The organism is Arenimonas sp. (assembly GCF_041913985.1).
In the GTDB taxonomy this organism is placed as follows: Bacteria; Pseudomonadota; Gammaproteobacteria; order Xanthomonadales; family Xanthomonadaceae; genus Arenimonas.
Genome location: NZ_JAYSEG010000051.1, coordinates 1 through 11,742, shown reverse-complemented (window position 1 = coordinate 11,742; position 11,742 = coordinate 1). Strand labels below are relative to the sequence as shown.

At 70.1% G+C, this 11,742-nt stretch carries 13 protein-coding genes and 1 tRNA gene; 6 read left to right on the top strand and 8 right to left on the bottom strand.

From position 1 onward, the window contains the following. The first annotated feature begins 70 nt into the window (after nt 1–70). Genes ACE3Q2_RS13015 through ACE3Q2_RS13000 form a run of 4 tightly spaced genes read left to right on the top strand, consistent with a single transcriptional unit; the run spans nt 71 to nt 2,962 of the window. Complete coding sequence (locus tag ACE3Q2_RS13015; protein WP_374474432.1) at nt 71–469, top strand: hypothetical protein; 399 nt, start codon at nt 71–73, stop codon at nt 467–469. Between the two features lie 55 nt (nt 470–524). Further along, nucleotides 525–716 (top strand): hypothetical protein, encoded by a 192-nt coding sequence (locus ACE3Q2_RS13010; protein WP_374474137.1) that lies wholly within the window; start codon nt 525–527, stop codon nt 714–716. Nucleotides 717–728: 12 nt separating this feature from the next. After that, nucleotides 729–932, top strand: coding sequence for a hypothetical protein (locus ACE3Q2_RS13005; protein ID WP_374474139.1), 204 nt, complete (start codon nt 729–731; stop codon nt 930–932). Nucleotides 933–967: 35 nt separating this feature from the next. Continuing rightward, entirely contained in the window at nt 968–2,962 is a 1,995-nt protein-coding gene (locus ACE3Q2_RS13000) for a phage tail tape measure C-terminal domain-containing protein (RefSeq protein ID WP_374474431.1), read from the top strand. 217 nt (nt 2,963–3,179) lie between these two features. Here the strand turns inward: ACE3Q2_RS13000 and ACE3Q2_RS12995 are convergent, their stop codons facing one another. The 4 genes from ACE3Q2_RS12995 to serS all read right to left on the bottom strand — a co-directional run bounded on the left by ACE3Q2_RS12995 (nt 3,180) and on the right by serS (nt 5,969). Further along, nucleotides 3,180–3,389, bottom strand: a complete 210-nt coding sequence (locus ACE3Q2_RS12995) for a hypothetical protein (RefSeq protein ID WP_374474430.1) — start codon at nt 3,387–3,389, stop codon at nt 3,180–3,182. A gap of 230 nt (nt 3,390–3,619) precedes the next feature. Continuing rightward, nucleotides 3,620–3,709, bottom strand: a tRNA-Ser gene (locus ACE3Q2_RS12990). A 20-nt stretch (nt 3,710–3,729) separates the two neighbouring features. After that, on the bottom strand, nt 3,730–4,692 hold the full coding sequence (locus tag ACE3Q2_RS12985) for a LysR family transcriptional regulator (protein ID WP_231693943.1): 963 nt from the start codon (nt 4,690–4,692) through the stop codon (nt 3,730–3,732). Further along, entirely contained in the window at nt 4,689–5,969 is a 1,281-nt protein-coding gene (gene serS, locus ACE3Q2_RS12980) for a serine--tRNA ligase (protein WP_374474429.1), read from the bottom strand. Before serS ends, ACE3Q2_RS12985 begins: the two co-directional genes overlap by 4 nt. 156 nt (nt 5,970–6,125) lie before the next feature. Between serS and ACE3Q2_RS12975 the strand changes: the two genes are divergently transcribed. Next, complete coding sequence (locus ACE3Q2_RS12975; protein ID WP_374474428.1) at nt 6,126–6,848, top strand: rRNA pseudouridine synthase; 723 nt, start codon at nt 6,126–6,128, stop codon at nt 6,846–6,848. 7 nt (nt 6,849–6,855) lie between these two features. Here the strand turns inward: ACE3Q2_RS12975 and ACE3Q2_RS12970 are convergent, their stop codons facing one another. Continuing rightward, entirely contained in the window at nt 6,856–7,245 is a 390-nt protein-coding gene (locus ACE3Q2_RS12970; protein WP_374474426.1) for a CrcB family protein, read from the bottom strand. Nucleotides 7,246–7,366: 121 nt separating this feature from the next. On the opposite strand from ACE3Q2_RS12970, the gene ACE3Q2_RS12965 reads away from it, so the two are divergent. Beyond that, a complete protein-coding gene (locus ACE3Q2_RS12965; RefSeq protein ID WP_374474425.1) occupies nt 7,367–9,121 on the top strand; it encodes a M14 family metallopeptidase in 1,755 nt (584 codons plus the stop codon). A 1-nt stretch (nt 9,122) separates the two neighbouring features. On the opposite strand, the gene ACE3Q2_RS12960 is transcribed toward ACE3Q2_RS12965, so the two are convergent. From ACE3Q2_RS12960 to ACE3Q2_RS12950, 3 genes are all read right to left on the bottom strand, one after another. Then, nucleotides 9,123–10,391, bottom strand: a complete 1,269-nt coding sequence (locus tag ACE3Q2_RS12960) for a replication-associated recombination protein A (protein ID WP_374474434.1) — start codon at nt 10,389–10,391, stop codon at nt 9,123–9,125. 94 nt (nt 10,392–10,485) lie between these two features. Further along, nucleotides 10,486–11,133, bottom strand: coding sequence for an outer membrane lipoprotein chaperone LolA (gene lolA, locus ACE3Q2_RS12955; protein ID WP_374474424.1), 648 nt, complete (start codon nt 11,131–11,133; stop codon nt 10,486–10,488). Nucleotides 11,134–11,205: 72 nt separating this feature from the next. Then, nucleotides 11,206–11,742 (bottom strand): DNA translocase FtsK (locus ACE3Q2_RS12950; RefSeq protein WP_374474423.1); only part of this gene is annotated, 537 nt, incomplete at its 5' end.

Below are 11,742 nucleotides of genomic sequence, written 5' to 3'. Positions count from 1 at the left end.
AACTGGAAGCGGGCCCGCTCCAACGCGGTGGTGGTGCTCACCGGCGCGAACTTCTAACTCGGGGCCCGACATGGCAGGCCTCAAGAAGAGCACCAAGGGCGGCATCGACGCCGAGCAGATCATGAAGGCGAGCCTGAAGCTCGCCACCGAAGACCACCGGACGCTGCTCAAGAAGGCATCGAAGGACGATCTGGCATCGGTGGCGCTCCTGCAGGCCCTGGCGGCCAGCAAGGAGGCCCACGCCACCCTGCTGCGCCTCTCGGACCTGGTGGACCGCGTGGAGGCCCTGGAGGCCCACGGCATCAAGTACGTCGGTGTCTACCAGCCCTCGGGCGACTACGAGCGCGGCCACATCGTGACGCACCAGGGAAGCGCCTGGCACGCGGTGCGGCCCACGCGCGCGGTGCCGGGCAGTAGCGGCGACTGGCAGCTCATGGTGAAGGCCGGGAGGGATGCCCGTGGCAGCTGATCACGACGAGTTTGGAGGGGCGCGGCTGCTGATTTGCCCTCCTGAGTGGCCGCGCATGGCGGCGGCGGCGATCCGTGAGCAGGCGCGCTCCGAGGTTGCCGCCGCCTGCCGCCGTCACGACGCCATCCCGCTCGAGGTGAACGCCGAGGCCAACACGCCCGAGCGCGTCACGCTGGTCCTGACCTTCCCGGGCGGCGCCGTCGAGCGAATCGAAGTGCAGGTGCTGGCCGAAGGCCGGCCGAACTAGGAGCCGACCCGCATGACGATCAACACCGAGCAGCTCAAGAGCATGACCGCGCGCGAGGGCCTGAAGCTGCGCGAGGCACGCGACCAGGAACAGGCGCGGCGATGGTGCGGCCAGCTCGCCCTCTTTGACGCCCGCGGGAGCTTCCTCTACGCGAGCAACGACCCGGAGAACGTCCGGGCCTTCCTGTACCACCACAACACGATCAAGCGAGGCTGAGCATGGCATCAGCGAGGAGTCTGGGGACGCTCACGGTGGACTTGGTCGCCAAGGTCGGCGGCTTCACCAAGGGCATGACGCAAGCCGAGCGCGAGGGCGACAAGCGCGCCAAGGCCATCGAGCGCCGGCTGCAGCGCATGGGCGAGAACATCCAGAAGGGCATGGCCGTCGCCGCCACCGCCGTGGTGGGCGCCATGGTGACCATCGGGGCCGGCGTGAAGCGCGCCGTCGACCAGGCCGACGAGCTGAGCAAGACCGCCCAGAAGATCGGCGTCACCACCGAATCCCTCTCGACCCTCGGGTACGCGGCCAAGCTGGCCGACGTGGAGCTGAGCGAACTGCAGGCCGGCCTGGGCCGCCTGACCCGGTTCCAGGCCGATGCCGCCCAAGGCGCCGAGCGCAACATCGACCTGTTCAAGCGCCTGGGCATCGAGTTCCAGAATGCCGATGGCACCCTGCGCGACACCGGCGAGGTCTTCCGCGAGATTGCCGGCGAACTGGCCAAGCTCCCCGACGGCGCCGACAAGTCGGCCATCGCCATGGAGGCCTTCGGGCGCTCCGGTTCGAACCTGATCCCGCTGCTCAACACCGGGGCCGAGGGCATCGCCGAACTCGAGGAGCGCGCGCGCCGGCTGGGGCTGGAACTGTCCACCGGCGCCGGCAAGGACGCCGAGGAGTTGAACGACCGCCTCAGCGACCTGCGCAGCGTGGCCGACGGCCTGGCGCTGACGCTGGCCACCGAACTCCTGCCCGACATCATCGAGCTGACCAACTCGCTCACTGACGCCATCCGCGAGGGCGGCGGCATGGTCGAGGTGGCGCGCGACCTGGCCGACGCGATCCGCGGCATCGGCAACATCGCCAAGGGCGCCGGCAACAGCATCGAGATGATGAGCAACCGCCTGGCCATCCTGGGCGAGGTGAAAAACCTCCTGCTCGACCCGATGGGGGGCACCACCTACAAGGCGAACATCGACCAGCTCCTTGCCGAGAATGATCGGCTCGCCGAGGCCAACCACCAGCTGGCCCTGCGCGCCCGGCAGCAGCTCGGGATCGACCCCGGGCCCAATGAGCCGGGCGGCGTCGTGCAGTGGATCGACCCGCCGGCCCCGGGCCGTGGCCGACCGCGCGGCACGCCGATGCGCGATGGCGAGACCGTCGTGATCAACGCGGGCCCCGGCTTCGGCGAAGATGGCGGCAACCGCCGCAGTGAAGCCGACCGGGCCGCGGCTGAGGCCGCCCGCGCCGCCGAGCAGGCCGCCCGGGATATGGAGGACCAGATCGCCCAGGCCAACCGCGCCCAGGCCGATTTCCTGCTCACCACCGAGAACCTCCGGGCCGAGCTCGAGGGCCCACTCGCCCAGGTGCAACTCGACTACATCCGCCGCGAGGATGAACTCATCGCGCTGGCGGAGCTGGCCGGCCTCAGCCAGGAGGAACTGGCCGCCTCGCTCGATCTCCTCGAGCAGGCCCGTCTGCGCGACGTGGCGGCCACCGAGGAGCAGATCAGGGCGCAGAAGGAACTCGAGGACGCCATCGCCAATGAGGGCCTGATCCGCAACCTGGACGACCTGCGCTCGGCCTTCGAAGACAACCTCGCCGCGGTGCTGAGCTTCCGCAAGGGCGGCAAGGAAGCGATCACCGACCTGGCCGATACCTTCATTGCCCAGCTGGCCCGGATGATGGCGCAGCAGTGGACGGACCAGCTGTTCGGCGCCATGGGCAGCAAGGGCGGCGGCGGCTTCGGAGACTTCCTGGGGAGCATCTTCAGCGCCTTCGGTGGCCCGCGCGCCGACGGCGGGCCCATGTACCCCGGCAAGGCCTATCTGGTAGGCGAGGAAGGCCCGGAGCTGGTGCGGCCCATGGGCGCCGGCATGGTGACGCCCGCACGGGAGACCGCAGCGATTCGTGGCGGCGTGACGCAGAACATTGCCTTCCATGTCCAGGGCAAGGTGGACCGCCGCTCCCAGGACCAGATCAGGGCCGACATGTTCCGCGCCGGCCAGCGAGCGGTGGCGCGGCGCTTCTGAGCTACTTCCGGCGCCGCCTGGGCTTCCTGGGCGGCACCGTGACCACGATAGGCGGCCCCGGGTTGTAGGACGGCGGTGGCATCGGCCAGCTGGTCGGAGTGACCCCGGGGCAATCCCGGGGCTCGATGGGTTTGGGCTTGTCGGACATGGCGCGATGCTGACGCCAGGCCTTTTCATGGCGTGAGACTGTAGCCAAGGCTCAGCAGCCGAATCTCGCTTATGCGCGCTTGTAACGCTTGCCCGAATGAATCCCGACGAAGGCATCCCCATCGGAATTGAGGGTCTCTCCATCCGGGCCATGAAAGGTGGAGAGACCGACTTTCGATCCCGGGCCGTCAAAGCTGCCGGTATCGATCTGAGAAATGCGCTCGAGCACTTGCGTCCTGGCCCCGGCCTCGTCGGTGACTTCGATTCGCCTGGTCTTCATCACGACGCCCACCTACGGCCCAACTTCCAGCTGTCCCTTTGAACAAGCCGCATCGGGGGAACTCCATCAACGGCAAGGAATCTGCCGTCGCCATCACCAGCGGTAGCCTTCCGGCCGTCGACGAGGGTGTACGTCTTGCTCATGTCGGTCTCCCGAACGGCGGTGAACGTTGGCTAGAATGTTGGGCTTAGTCTAACTTGTGCCGTAAGCCACTGTTTTATATCAACTTGTGGCGGAAGAGGTGGGATTCGAACCCACGGAAGGTTTGACCCTTCGCCGGTTTTCAAGACCGGTGCCTTAAACCGCTCGGCCACTCTTCCTGAAGATCAAACCGCTGCGCTCAGGGCGACGGCGGGCAACCCGGGCCGCCCGGCGTGCCGCACTTGAGCTTGCTGTCCTGGATGAGCGCCGGCAGGCGGTCGGCCAGGAAGTCGATGAACACGCGCACCGCCGGCAGCAGGCCGCGGCGCGAAGGATAGATGGCGTGGCAGATGCCCTGCGGCAGGTTCCACTCCGGCAGCACCACCTCGAGCTCGCCCTTGCGGATGGCCTCGGCGCAGCTCAGCTCCGGCAGCAGCACCACGCCCAGGCCGTCGCGCGCGGCGGCCAGCAGCAGCGGGAAATCCTGCGCCATCAGCGCCGGCGTCAGGTCCACCTTCTGCACGTGGCCGTCGGGGCCATGCAGGGTCCAGCGCTGGCGCGAGTCGTCCTCGCTCATGCTCAGCGTGGTGTGCCCCGCCAGGTCGGCCGGCGTGGCCGGGCGGCCGGTGCGGTCGAGGTACTTCGGGCTGGCCACCAGCAGTTCGCGCAGCTGGCCGAAGCTGCGGGCCACCATCTCGCCGTCGTCGGTGAGCTGGCTGCGCACGCGCAGGGCCACGTCGAAGCCTTCCTGGATCACATCCACCCGGCGGTTGCTCACGTGCAGCTGGATGCGCACCTGCGGGTGCTTCTTCATGAATTCCGGCAGCAGCGGCGCCAGCAGCTCCTGCGCCAGCGCCACCGGGCAGCTCACCTTGATCACGCCGCGCGGGGCGGCGCTGACGCGGTCCACCGCCTCGCGCGCGGCCTGGGCCTCGGCGAGCATGGTCTGGGCGTGGCGGTAGACGCTCTGGCCCACGTCGGTGACGGCGAACTTGCGGGTGGAGCGCTGCAGCAGGCGCACGCCGAGGTCGCTTTCAAGCTGGGCGATGCGCCGGCTCAGCCGCGACTTGGGCACGCCCAGGGCGCGCTCGGCCGCGGCGAAGCCGCCGTGTTCGACCACCATGGCGTAGAACTGCAGGTCGTTGAGGTCCGGGTGGTTCATCCGATGCGCTCCTGGTTGCCCATGTAGGGCCGCAGCGCGGCCGGCACTTCGATGCTGCCGTCGGCCTGCTGGTAGTTTTCCATCACGGCGATCAGCGCGCGGCCCACGGCCACGCCCGAACCGTTGAGGGTGTGCACCGGCTCGGGCTTGCCGGTGGCCGGGTTGCGCCAGCGCGCCTGCATGCGGCGGGCCTGGAAATCGCCGCAGTTCGAGCAGCTGCTGATCTCGCGGTAGGTGCCCTGGCTGGGCAGCCACACTTCGAGGTCATAGGTCTTGCGGGCCGAGAAGCCCATGTCGCCGGTGCACAGCAGCACCTTGCGGTAAGGCAAGCCGAGCTTCTCCAGCACCACCTCCGCGCAGCGGGTCATGCGCTCGTGCTCGGCGTCGGACTCCTCCGGCCGCGAAATCGACACCAGCTCCACCTTCTCGAACTGGTGCTGGCGGATCATGCCGCGGGTGTCGCGGCCGTGGCTGCCGGCCTCGGCGCGGAAGCACATCGAGTGCGCGCTCAGGCGCACCGGCAGCTGGGCGTCCTCGACGATGCTGTCGCGCACCAGGTTGGTGAGCGGCACTTCGCTGGTGGGGATCAGGTAGCGGTGGCTCTCGCCCACTTCGGTGGCGAACAGGTCTTCCTCGAACTTCGGCAGCTGGCCGGTGCCCTGCATGCTGTCGGCGTTGACGATCAGCGGCACGTTGGCTTCCAGGTAGCCGTGCTCGCCGGTGTGCAGGTCGAGCATGAACTGGGCCAGGGCGCGGTGCAGGCGCGCCAGCGGGCCGCGCAGCACGGTGAAACGGGCGCCGCTGAGCTTGGCGCCGGCGTCGCCGTCGAGCCAGCCGTCGCGCTCGCCCAGCTCCACGTGGTCCTTCACAGCGAAGTCGAACTGGCGCGGCGTGCCCCAGCGGTGGATTTCCTGGTTCTGGGTTTCATCGGCGCCCTGCGGCACCGAGGCGTGCGGCAGGTTCGGCACCGTGAGCGTGATGCGCTCGAGCTCGGCGCGGATCTGCTCGAGCCGGGCTTCCGAGGCCTTTAGCTCGTCGGCCAGGCCGGCCACCTCGGCCATCAGCGCAGTGGTGTCCTCGCCCTTGGCCTTGGCCATGCCGATGGCCTTGGAACGCGTGTTGCGCAGGTTCTGCAGCTCCTGCGTGCGGGTCTGGATGGCCTTGCGTTCGGACTCGAGGCGCTCGAGGGAAGCCACGTCGAGGTCGTAGCCTCGGGTCTGCTTCAGGGTCGCGGCGGTCTCGGCGAGCTGGCCGCGGAGCAGGTTCGGGTCGAGCATGGGGTCATTCCAGAAATGAAACGGGGCGATGCATTATCGCGCCCGCCCGGCTGCGCGTGCAACGAAAATCCCCCGCCCGCGGACCCCGCCCGCCCGGGCTGGCAATCCCCGGCGGCGCTGCGCATGCTCGCCCGCCTCCCCTGCCCTGGAACCCCCATGACCGAAGCCGTCCGGCTGGCCAAGCGCGTCGTCGAACTCACCGGCTGCTCCCGCAGCGAGGCCGAGCTGTACGTGCAGGGCGGCTGGGTGACGGTGGACGGCGTGGTGGTCGAGGAGCCGCAGCACAAGGTCGCCGACGAGACGGTGGCCCTGCTGCCCGGCGCCCGCCCCGACCCGGCCGAGCCGGCCACGATGCTGCTGCACAAGCCGGCGGGCTTCGACGCGGGCGACGGCCCGAACCCGGCGCTGTCTCTTCTGGTGCCGGAAAACCGCTGGCCCGAGGACGCCTCCGGCTGGCGCCTGCTCAAGCGCCACTTCCCGCGCCTGCAGCCGGCCATGCTGCTGGAAACCGAGGCCAGCGGCCTGATGGTGTTCAGCCAGGACGGCCGCGTGCTGCGCCGCCTGCAGGAAGACGCCGCGAAGCTCGAGCAGGAATTCATCGTCGACGTCGAAGGCGAACTGGCGCCCTACGGCTGGAACCGCCTCACCGGCGGCACGCAGTTCGACGGCTGGCCGGTGGCGCCGTTCAAGGTGAGCTGGCAGAACGAACAGCGCCTGCGCTTCGCCATCAAGGGCGTGCGCCCGGGCCTGCTGCAGCACCTGTGCAACGAAGTGGGCCTGCGCGCCACCGCCGTGCGCCGCCTGCGGCTGGGCCGGATTGGCCTGGCGAAAATGCCGGCCGGGCAGTGGCGTTACCTGCCGGTGACCGAGCGCTTCTGAGCGCGCTTCACGCGGGGCGGATGGCCTCGGCCAGCCGTGCGCCGGCCCACACCAGCGCGAAGCCGCCCGCCAGCGTCAGGCCGAGGTAACCCGCCATCGCGCCCAGCTTCGCGCCGCGCGCGTACATCAGGCATTCGAGCATAAGCGCCGAATAGGTGGTGAGGCCGCCGAGAACGCCGACGATGAGGAAGGCGCGCAGGTAAAGCACGCTGGGGCCGCGGCCTTCCAGCCACACCAGCAGGAAGCCCGCGGCGAAGCTGCCCAGCAGGTTCACCGCCAGCGTGCCCCAGGGCAGGCCGTTGCCCAGCTGGCGAAGCAGCCAGCCGCCGATCAGGTGCCTGGTGCCAGCGCCCAGCGCGCCACCGGCCATCACCAGCCAGAGCAGGTTCCAGTTCATCGCGGGCCCGGTCGTTCTTGCATGCCGCCATGCTAACGGCAATCGCGCGCATGGCGCGCGCTTCTGTCGCCGGCGCCGCAGCGGTTACCCTGCCTGCCTGTCTCCCGCACGAAATCCCGCCATGCGCATCCTGCTCTGCCTGCTGCTCGTCGCCGCCGCTCCGGCCTTCGCCGCCACGCCCGGGCTGGGCACGGTGTCCGAGGCCTCGGGCTTCACCCGCACCGGCCGCTACGACGAGGTGGTGAAGCTCTGCGATAACTTCGCCAAGGCCTACCCGGCCGCGGTGCGCTGCCTGGACTTCGGCACCACGCCCCAGGGCCGGCCCATGAAGGCGCTGGTGGCCTCGACCCGCGGCGCGCTCGACCCCGCCGCCGCCCGCGCGCAGGACCTGCCAGTGGTGCTGGTGCAGGGCGGCATCCACGCCGGCGAGATCGACGGCAAGGACGCCGGTTTCCTGGCACTGCGCGAGGTGCTGGAAGGCAAGGCCGCCAAGGGTGCGCTCGACAAGCTCGTGCTGGTGTTCGTGCCGGTGTTCAACGTGGACGGCCACGAGCGTTTCGGCGCCTGGAACCGCCCCAACCAGCGCGGCCCGGTGGAAATGGGCTGGCGCACCACGGCGCAGAACTACAACCTAAACCGCGACTACCTCAAGGCCGACTCGCCGGAAATGCAGGCCATGCTCGGCCTGGTGCAGGCCTGGGAACCGCTGGCCGTGGTGGACCTGCACGCCACCGACGGCGCCCAGTTCGAACACGACATCTCCATCCAGGTCGAACCCGTGCACGCCGGCGACCCGGCCCTGCGCGAGGCCGGCCGCGCCTGGCGCGACGGCGTCATCGCCGACCTGGAAAAGCAGGGCTCTTTGCCGCTGCCCTTCTACCCCTCGTTCGTGGTGGGCGACGACCCGAGCTCGGGCTTCGCCGACGGCGTGGCGCCGCCGCGCTTTTCCACCGGCTATTTCTGGCTGCGCAACCGGCTGGGCATGCTGGTGGAAACCCATTCCTGGCGCGAATACCCGCATCGCGTGCGCATCACCCGCAACACGGTGGTGTCGGTGCTCGAGCGCCTCGCCGCGAACGGCCAGGCCTGGCAGCGGCTGGCCCGCGAAGCCGACGTCCGCGCCGGCCGGCCCGATGGCGCACCGCAACCACTGGCCTACACGGCCGGCCCGAATGAGCGCCTGATCGACTTCCGCGGCTACGCCTACACCCGCACGCCTTCGGAAGTGTCGGGCGCGCTGATGACCCGCTACGACGAATCCACCCCGCAAATCTGGCGTATCCCGCTGCGCGACGACGTGCAGCCGAGCATCACCGTGGCCGCGCCGGGCGCCGGCTACCTGGTGCCCGCCGAACACGCCGCCTTCGTGGGCGCGAAACTGCGCCTGCACGGCGTGGAATTCCGGGAGATCGCCGCGGGCGGTGAGCGCGAGGTCGAAGCCTTCCGCGCCGAGACGGCCCAACTCTCCGCGGGCTCGCTCGAAAGCCACCAGACCCTGGCCGTCACCGGCGAGTGGGCGAAGGAAACCCGCGCCGTGCCGGCCGGTTCGCTCTACGTACCGCTGCGCCAGCCCCGCGCCCGGGTGGTGATGGCACTGCTGGAACCGAAGGCGCCGGATTCCCTGCTGGCCTGGGGCGAATTCAACAACGCCTTCGAGCGCAAGGAATACATGGAGGACTACGTGGCCGAGGACGTGGCCCGCAAGATGCTGGCCGAAGACCCGGCGCTGGCCGAGGCCTTCGCCAGGCGGCTGCAGGACGACCCGGCCTTCGCCGCCGACCCGCAGGCGCGGCTGGAGTTCTTCTACCGCCGGCACGCCTCGTGGGACGAGCGCTACAACCTCTACCCGGTGCTGCGCACCGACGTGGCGCCCTGACTCAGGGCTTGCGCGCGCCGGCGCGGGCGGCGCGCAGGCGGTCGAGCTTTTCCTTGAGCTTGATTTCCATGCCCCGCTCCATCGGTTCGTAGTACACGCGCTCGCCCAGGGCGTCCGGGAAACCGGTCTGGTCGAGCGCCACGCCGCCCGGGGCGTCGTGGTCGTACTGGTAGCCGGTGCCGTAGCCGAGCTGCTTCATCAGCTTGGTCGGCGCGTTGCGCAGGTGCATGGGCACCTCGAGCGTGCCCGATTCGCGCACGTCGGCCTGGGCCGCCTTGAAGGCGGTGTAGGCGGCGTTCGACTTGGCGGTGCTGGCCAGGTAGATCACCAGCTGCGCCAGCGCCAGCTCGCCCTCGGGGCTGCCCAGGCGCTCGTAGGCTTCCCAGGCCTCGATGGCCATCTGCAGGGCCCGCGGGTCGGCCAGGCCGACGTCTTCCACCGCCATGCGGGTGAGCCGCCGCGCCAGGTACACCGGGTCGCAGCCACCGTCGAGCATGCGCGTGAACCAGTACAGCGCGGCGTCGGGGTTCGAGCTGCGCATGGATTTGTGCAGGGCCGAGATCTGGTCGTAGAACTGCTCGCCCTGCTTGTCGAAACGGCGCGTGCGGTCGGCCAGCACCTGGGCCAGGGTGGCCTCGGTGACTTCGCCGCCTTCGTCGGCGGCCAGCTCGGCGGCGATCTCCAGCAGGGTCAGCGCGCGCCGCACGTCGCCGTCGGCGGCGCCGGCGATGTCGCGCAGGCGTTCGTCGGCGACGCGCACGCCCTGCCCGCCCAGTCCGCGGGTTTCATCGGCCAGGGCGCGGCGCAGGGCCTCGACGATGTCGTCCACCGACACCGCTTCCAGCACGTGCACGCGGCAGCGCGAAAGCAGCGCCGAGTTGAGCTCGAAGCTGGGGTTTTCCGTGGTGGCGCCGACGAACAGGATGCTGCCGCGCTCGATGTGCGGCAGGAAGGCGTCCTGCTGGGCCTTGTTGAAGCGGTGCACCTCGTCCACGAACAGCACGGTGCGCCGGCCCTGGGCGAAGCGCTCGCCGGCCGCGGCCAGCACCTGGCGCACCTCGGGCAGGCCCGACAGCACGGCGGAGATGGCGACGAACTCGGCCTCGGCGTAACGGGCCAGCAGCAGGGCCAGCGTGGTCTTGCCGCAGCCGGGCGGGCCCCAGAGGATCATCGAGTGCACGTTGCCGGCTTCCACCGCGCGCCGCAGCGCGCTGCCCGGCGCCAGCAGCCGGCGCTGGCCCACCATGTCGTCCAGCGTGGCCGGGCGCATGCGCTCGGCCAGCGGCTTGAGGCCCTCGGGCGGCTGGAACAGGGAGTCGCTGGCGGGTTTCTTGCGGGTCACGCCCGCATTCTAATCCCCCCGCTCACTCGGCGAGGGGAATGACCTCGGCGCCCTCGGAGACGTCACCGACCACGTCGGTGCCCGGCGGCGGGGTGAAGGTGAAGGTGCCCGCCGCGAAGGCCGGGTTGCGCTTCCAGCCGGTGAAGCGCACTTCGGTGCGCTGGCCCAGGCCGTCGTGCATTTCCATGATGGCCAGGCCGGCGGCGTCGAAGCCCAGCCGGGCGCGCTCGAACGGCGCGTCGTCGGGCTTGCGCGGGATCAGTTCCAGCCATTCCAGACCCTGGCCGGCGCCGCCGTCCTTCACGGTGAACTGGCGGTCGAGCTCGGCCGGGTCGATCAGCACCGCCAGCGGGCTCACCTGCTCCTCGTAGCTCTGGTTGCGTACGTTGACCTGTTCCAGGTCGGGGTCGTGGATCCAGATGTGGTCGCCGTCGGCGACGATCAGCTGCGGGAAGGGCTGCGTGTATTCCCAGCGGAACTGCCGCGGCGCCTTCAGCGCCACCGAGCCGCTGGACGATTCCGACTGCCGGCCCTCGGGGTCGTACACACGCTGCTGGAACTGCGCCGACAGGCCCTGCACGCCGCCGCTGAAGGCGTCGAGCTTCTCGCGGGCGCCGGCGTGGGCCAGCGGGGCGGCGAGCAGGAGGCAGGAAAGCAGGAACAGGCGCATGGGCGGGAACCGGGGCGTGGAGAGGTGGATTCAAGTCTTGCCGGCGGCGCCTGAACCGCGCTTGTGCGCGGCTCAGCGCGGCGGCGGCGGGGCGATGACCTGGCGGTCGCCGTTGTGTTCGGGCGGCGTGACGATGCCGGCGGCTTCCATGGCCTCGATCAGGCGGGCGGCGCGGTTGTAGCCGATCTTCAGGCGCCGCTGCACGCCGGAAATGGAGGCGCGGCGGGTTTCGGTGACCACCTTCACCGCCTCGTCGTACAGCGGGTCGGACTCGTCGCCCGCGCCGCCGCCGGACTCCGGCAGGCCGGTGGGGCCGATGACCACGCCGTCGCCCATGGACTGCACTTCCTCCAGCACGCCCTCGATGTAGTCGGGGCCGGAGCTGTTCTGGCGCAGGTGGGCCACCACGCGGTGCACCTCGTCGTCGCTGACGAAGGCGCCGTGCACGCGCTCGGGCATGGCGGTACCGGGCGGCAGGTAGAGCATGTCGCCGTTGCCCAGCAGCGTTTCCGCGCCGGACTGGTCAAGGATGGTGCGCGAGTCGATCTTCGAGCTCACCTGGAAGGCGATGCGGGTCGGGATGTTGGCCTTGATCAGGCCGGTGATCAC